This is a genomic window from Pseudomonas sp. GM80, from assembly GCF_000282515.1.
GTDB lineage: Bacteria > Pseudomonadota > Gammaproteobacteria > Pseudomonadales > Pseudomonadaceae > Aquipseudomonas.
Window position 1 is genome coordinate 1 of record NZ_AKJD01000156.1, and the last position, 6061, is coordinate 6061.

The window sequence follows — 6061 nt, forward strand, 5'->3', positions numbered from 1 at the left end:
AAGATCAAAAGATCGCAGCCTGCGGCAGCTCCTACAGGGGGGTTTTTATTCGTGTCAGGCCAGCTCTTTGCGCAGTTGGCGGGCGGCGGTGACCATGTGCACCAGCGCCGCTTCTGTTTCCGGCCAGCCACGGGTTTTCAAACCGCAGTCCGGGTTGACCCACAGGCGTTCTGCCGGAATACGCTTGGCCGCCTTGCGCAGCAGATTAGCCATTTCCGAAGCATCCGGAATGCGTGGCGAGTGGATGTCGTAGACGCCCGGGCCGATGTCATTCGGGTAGGCAAAGGCTTCGAAGGCGTCCAGCAGTTCCATGTCCGAACGCGAGGTTTCGATGGTGATCACGTCGGCATCCATCGCCGCGATCGACTCGATCACGTCGTTGAACTCGCTGTAGCACATGTGCGTGTGGATCTGCGTTTCGTCGCGCACACCCGAGGCGCACAGGCGGAATACTTCTGTCGCCCAATCCAGATAAGGCTGCCACTGCGCCTGACGCAGCGGCAGGCCTTCACGGAACGCCGCTTCGTCGATCTGCACGATCTTGATGCCGGCGGCTTCCAGATCGACCACTTCGTCACGGATTGCCAGCGCCAGTTGCCGAGCCTGCACTTCACGGCTGACGTCTTCACGCGGGAACGACCACATCAGCATCGTCACCGGACCGGTCAGCATGCCTTTCATGACCTTGTCGGTCAGGCCCTGAGCGTAGCGGATCCACTCGACGGTCATGGCTTTCGGACGGCTCAAGTCGCCGAAGATCACTGCCGGTTTCACACAACGCGAACCGTAGCTTTGCACCCAGCCAAAGCGGGTGAAAACGTAGCCGTCGAGTTGCTCGGCGAAGTATTCGACCATGTCGTTGCGTTCGGCTTCACCGTGCACCAGCACATCGAGGCCCAGACGCTCCTGGATTTCCACCGCGTGGCGGATTTCGCTGTGCATCGCTTCGGTGTATTCGGAAAGGGTCAGCTTGCCTTGCTTGAACGACTGGCGGGCAAGACGGATCGACGCGGTTTGCGGGAACGAACCGATGGTCGTGGTCGGGAACAGCGGCAGATCAAGACCGGCGCGCTGCTTGGCAATGCGCTTGGCAAACAGCGATTGACGCTGGCTGTCCTTGGCGGTGATTGCTGCCACCCGAGCCTGAACGGCAGGCTTGTGAATACGTGGCGACGCCGCGCGGGCGGCCTGCACCGAACGGCTTTCGGTCAGGGCACGCAGCACTTTCGGCGCTTCCGGTTGGGTGACGGCTTGAGCCAGCACCGCCACTTCTTCGCACTTCTGTACGGCAAAGGCCAGCCAGCTTTTCAGCTCGGCATCGAGCTTGTCTTCACGGCCCAGATCCACCGGGCTGTGCAGCAACGAGCAGGACGGCGCGACCCACAGGCGATCGCCCAGACGCTCGTGCGCATGCTGCAAAGTCGCCAGGGCATTTTCCAGATCGCAGCGCCAGACATTACGGCCGTTGACCACGCCCAGGGACAACACTTTATAAGCCGGCAAGCGATCAAGAATGGTCGGGTATTGCTCTGGTGCGCGCACCAGATCGATGTGCAAACCGTCGACCGGCAGGTTGGCGGCCAGGCCGAGGTTTTCTTCCAGGCCCCCGAAGTAAGTCGCCAGTAGCTTCTTCAGCGGATCACGCTGGATCTGGTTGTAGGCACGCTCGAAAGCGTTCTTCCATTCCTGCGGCAGGTCGAGCACCAGAATCGGCTCATCGATCTGCACCCACTCGACGCCTTGGGCCGCGAGACGCGAGAAGATCTGCCCGTACAGCGGCAGCAGGCGATCAAGCAATTCGAGTTTGTCGAACTCCGCGCCTTTGGCCTTGCCCAGCCACAGGTAAGTCAGCGGACCGATGATCACCGGTTTGACGTTATGGCCCAGTGCGCGCGCTTCTTCGACTTCTTCGAACAACTGCTCCCAGCCCAATTGGAACTGTTGATCCGCACTGAATTCCGGGACCAGATAGTGGTAATTGGTGTCGAACCACTTGGTCATTTCCTGAGCGTGTGCCCCGCCGCAGCAACTGTCGCTGACGCCTCGGGCCATGCCGAACAGGGTGTGCAGGTTGGCTTTGCCGTCGTGCGGACGGAAGCGCTCAGGGATCACGCCGAACATCAGCGAGTGCGTCAGCACCTGGTCGTACCAGGCGAAATCGCCAACTGGCAGCAACTCGATGCCGGCGTTTTTCTGCAAGTCCCAATGGGCCTTGCGCAGCTCGCGACCGACGTCACGCAGGCCTGCCTCGTTCAGTTCTCCTTTCCAGAACGCCTCTTGCGCTTTTTTCAGTTCGCGGTCGCGACCGATGCGCGGAAATCCAAGGGAATGGGCCAGTGCCATAACAAACAACTCCAATGTCTTGTTGATGGCGGCCATTGTCGACAGCAGCGACTAGTGAGACAAACTCATTTTAATCTTGATCATCGCGAGTTTCCCTCATGATCAACTAATCGCAGCCTGTCACTTGAAATACTGCAAAGTTGAAATCGCGGACGACGGTTGAGCGGTTTTTGCGGTAGGAAATTTCTCGGCAATTCAAGCTGTTCGTCGCCATGAAGACGCCCTTTGAAAACTCAATGACGCCTCCGTATAAACGTCCCCAAAAGCACCCCGGCAGGTCTTTGATTTCGATCTATCGTTAGATCGAATTGGCTGTATTGGCGACGGACTAATGGTTGCGACAGAGGATGTCTGAGCCTATGTTGCACGCGAGTCTTTTCCCCGCGATTGGAACGCGATCAACACCACTAAGAGGTGAAGAAATGTCAAAGGAATCACGCCCTGCCGTACTTGGGCTGATCGGCAATACTCCGCTGGTGCAAGTCACCCGCTTCGATACCGGGCCGTGCACGCTGTTTCTCAAACTTGAATCGCAGAACCCCGGGGGTTCGATCAAGGACCGCATCGGTCTGGCGATGATCGACGCCGCCGAACGCGATGGGCGTCTGCAACCCGGTGGCACCATTGTTGAAGCCACTGCCGGTAACACTGGCCTGGGCCTGGCACTGGTTGGTCGCGCCAAAGGCTATCGTGTGGTGCTGGTGGTGCCGGACAAAATGTCCACCGAAAAAGTCCTGCACTTGAAGGCCATGGGCGCCGAAGTACACATCACCCGCTCCGACGTCGGCAAGGGTCATCCCGAGTATTACCAGGACGTCGCCGCGCGTCTGGCCAAGGACATTCCCGGCGCATTCTTCGCCGACCAGTTCAACAACCCGGCCAACCCGCTGGCCCACGAATGCAGCACCGCGCCGGAAATCTGGGCGCAGACCGAACATGATCTGGATGCCATCGTCGTCGGTGTCGGTTCGGCCGGCACGCTGACGGGCCTGAGCCGTTTCTTCAAACGCGTGCAGCCGGATCTGGAAATGGTCCTGGCTGACCCGGTCGGTTCGGTCATGGCCCAATACAGCCGTGACGGCACAATGCCGACGCCCGGTTCATGGGCGGTGGAAGGCATCGGCGAAGACTTCATACCATCGATCACCGACCTCTCCAGCGTGCGCCACGCCTACTCGATCAGCGATGAAGAAAGCTTCGACCACGCCCGTCAGTTGCTCAAGGCCGAAGGCATTCTCGGCGGCTCGTCGACCGGCACCCTGCTCGCCGCCGCACTGCGTTATTGCCGCGAACAGACCGAGCCGAAGCGTGTGGTGAGTTTTGTCTGCGACACCGGCACGCGTTATCTGTCGAAGGTCTACAACGACCAGTGGATGACCGATCAAGGCCTGTTGCAGCGTAAGGGCTACGGTGATTTGCGTGACTTGATCGCCCGCCGTTTCGAAGACGGCCGGGTGATCAGTGTCGGCCCTGACGACACCCTGCTGACCGCGTTCCAGCGCATGCGCCTGGCGGATGTCTCGCAATTGCCGGTGCTGGTGGAGGGCAAGCAACTGGTCGGTGTAATTGACGAATCGGACATCCTCCTGCCAGTGCATGAAGACGCCGCTCGCTTCAGCCAATCGGTCTCCAGCGTGATGACCGACAAACTGCAAACCCTTGCACCCGGCGCCAGCCTGTCCGAGCTCGAATCGGTACTCAGCCGTGGCCTCGTCGCTATCATCGCCGATGCATCGGGCTTCCATGGCCTGATCACGCGCACCGACATGCTCAACCAATTACGGAGATCCCTCGCATGAGTCAGCACGACGACAAATCCCAAGGCTTCGCGACCCGGGTGATCCACGCCGGGCAAACGCCGGACCCGACCACCGGCGCACTGATGCCGCCGATCTACGCCAACTCCACCTACCTGCAAGACAGCCCCGGCGTGCACAAGGGTTTCGATTACGGGCGCTCGCACAACCCGACGCGTTTTGCCTTGGAGCGCTGCGTGGCGGATCTGGAAGGTGGCACCCGCGCATTCGCCTTCGCTTCCGGGCTGGCGGCCATTTCCACGGTGCTGGAATTGCTCGATGCCGGCTCGCACATCGTCTCCGGCAATGACTTGTACGGCGGCACCTTCCGCCTGTTCGACAAGGTCCGTCAGCGCAGTGCCGGGCACCGCTTCAGCTTTGTCGATCTGGCCGATCTGTCGGCGTTCGAAGCGTCGTTGCAGGACGACACGCGCATGGTCATGGTCGAGACCCCGACCAACCCGCTGCTGAGCCTTTCGGATCTGGCCGCGATCGCCCGTATCTGCCGCGCTCGCGGGATTATTTGCGTAGCCGACAACACCTTCGCCAGCCCGTATATCCAACGGCCGCTGGAGTTGGGTTTCGACATCGTGCTGCACTCGACCACCAAGTACCTGAACGGCCACTCCGATGTGATCGGCGGTATCGCCGTGGTCGGCCAGAACGAAGAACTGGCCGAGAAGCTGGGCTTCTTGCAGAACGCAGTCGGTGCGATTGCCGGGCCGTTCGATGCGTTTCTGACCCTGCGCGGGGTGAAAACCCTGGCACTGCGCATGGAACGTCATTGCAGCAACGCACTGGATCTGGCGCGGTGGCTGGAGCAACAGCCGCAAATCAAACGCGTCTACTATCCGGGCCTTGAGTCGCACCCGCAGCATGAGTTGGCCAAGCGCCAGATGCGTGGTTTTGGCGGGATGATTTCCGTCGATCTGAACAGTGATCTGGCGGGCGCGCGGCGCTTCCTTGAGAACGTGAAGATCTTCGCCCTGGCGGAAAGTCTCGGTGGCGTGGAAAGCCTGATCGAGCATCCGGCGATCATGACTCATGCGACCATTCCAGCGGATACCCGCGCGAAGCTGGGGATTGGCGATGGTCTGGTGCGGCTGTCGGTGGGCGTTGAAGACATCGAAGACTTGCGCGCCGATCTGGCGCAGGCGCTGCAATCGATCTGACCTGGCAAGAACGACAAAGCCCGCACGAAGCGGGCTTTGGTGTTCGAGCAGGCGGCCAGTGCTGGTCTCTGGCTTACAAGGTTTATCGGGCTTCCCACAGTACCGGGCCAAATTGAAAAGGTACGGCCTCGGCTGCTTCACACGGCATAAGGGCTGGATCTCAGCGCGGAGATCTTTCTAACCGTGTACCTTTCGGAGCGCGCCCCACGCCCCCTTGCTATCCGATTGCGCATCAGTCTGCGTCTTCGCCTACCTCTTTGAGCCTAGCAAAGGCTCGCCGAACCGCTTCGTCGTTTTTAGATTGATTTCAACTGTGTCTGACCGGTACAGGAAGAGAAGCGCCTAACGCCCGTCGATCCCCCCGCCACGCCGCCTCGCTAGCGCGATCTATACTCAACCAGTTCGATCATGATTATGTCGACACCCGCACGCCAGACGGTGTGCCCGTGCCTTTCGCCCACCAGACTGACCCAAGCCAATGAGTCGCAGCGCCAACGAATAAGCGACGAACGATGCCTCATCGCGTTGTGGCTGTCGGGTCATGGAGAAAACTATGAAACACAAGCTGTTGTCAGGCGTGCTTCTGGCGGTCGTGGCGACCGTTGTGGTGCCCAATGTCTGGGCGGCGCAGCCGCAGGCGTTGGCGTCCGATGGGGCCGATCATGTCGGTGCGGGCGCGGTGGCTTCTGACGGCGCCGATCATGTCGGTGCAGGCGCGGTGGCTTCTGACGGCGCCGATCATGTCGGTGC

3 protein-coding genes and 1 pseudogene are annotated in these 6061 nt (G+C 60.3%); 3 read left to right on the forward strand and 1 reads right to left on the reverse strand.

All coding sequences use genetic code 11. The features are described from left to right. Nucleotides 1–54: 54 nt before the first annotated feature. On the reverse strand, nt 55–2343 hold the full coding sequence (gene metE / locus PMI37_RS22035) for a 5-methyltetrahydropteroyltriglutamate--homocysteine S-methyltransferase (RefSeq protein WP_008085125.1): 2289 nt from the start codon (nt 2341–2343) through the stop codon (nt 55–57). Between the two features lie 422 nt (nt 2344–2765). Between metE and PMI37_RS22040 the strand changes: the two genes are divergently transcribed. From PMI37_RS22040 to PMI37_RS22050, 3 genes and pseudogenes are all read left to right on the forward strand, one after another. Further along, nucleotides 2766–4142 (forward strand): pyridoxal-phosphate dependent enzyme, encoded by a 1377-nt coding sequence (locus tag PMI37_RS22040; RefSeq protein WP_008085127.1) that lies wholly within the window; start codon nt 2766–2768, stop codon nt 4140–4142. Next, nucleotides 4139–5311, forward strand: coding sequence for a cystathionine gamma-synthase (locus PMI37_RS22045; RefSeq protein WP_008085129.1), 1173 nt, complete (start codon nt 4139–4141; stop codon nt 5309–5311). Before PMI37_RS22040 ends, PMI37_RS22045 begins: the two co-directional genes overlap by 4 nt. Nucleotides 5312–5864: 553 nt before the next feature. After that, nucleotides 5865–6061 (forward strand): annotated as a pseudogene (locus tag PMI37_RS22050) (hypothetical protein); the annotation flags it as partial.